The sequence below is a fragment of the Psychrobacter sp. W2-37-MNA-CIBAN-0211 genome, assembly GCF_040309405.1.
GTDB classification, from domain to species: domain Bacteria; phylum Pseudomonadota; class Gammaproteobacteria; order Pseudomonadales; family Moraxellaceae; genus Psychrobacter; species Psychrobacter glaciei.
In genome coordinates this window covers 1-259 of the sequence record NZ_JBEOOU010000336.1, presented here as the reverse complement: position 1 = coordinate 259, position 259 = coordinate 1, and the positions used below count along the sequence as shown (strand labels likewise).

The following is a 259-nucleotide window of genomic DNA, read 5'->3' as shown; positions in this document are numbered from 1 at the left end:
CTTTATAACTGGTCAGAGTATATGCCGCAAGAAATACTTGACGGCTTTACTGAAGAGACCGGTATCAAAGTCAATTACACCACCTTTGACTCTAATGAAGCCATGTATGCCAAGCTAAAGCTGCTTGATGATTCTAGCCAATACGACTTGGCGATTCCGTCGACGTATTATGTCGAAAAAATGGCAAAAGAAGGTCTGCTACAAGAGCTTGATAAGTCTAAATTGAGCAATTTTAAAAACCTTGATACCTCTTTTACCA

Annotated in this window: 1 protein-coding gene; it reads left to right on the top strand. The window is 39.4% G+C overall.

The features are described from left to right. Positions 1–21: 21 nt before the first annotated feature. A partial coding sequence (locus tag AAEY72_RS15440; RefSeq protein ID WP_352311484.1) for an extracellular solute-binding protein occupies positions 22–259 on the top strand: 238 nt, incomplete at its 3' end.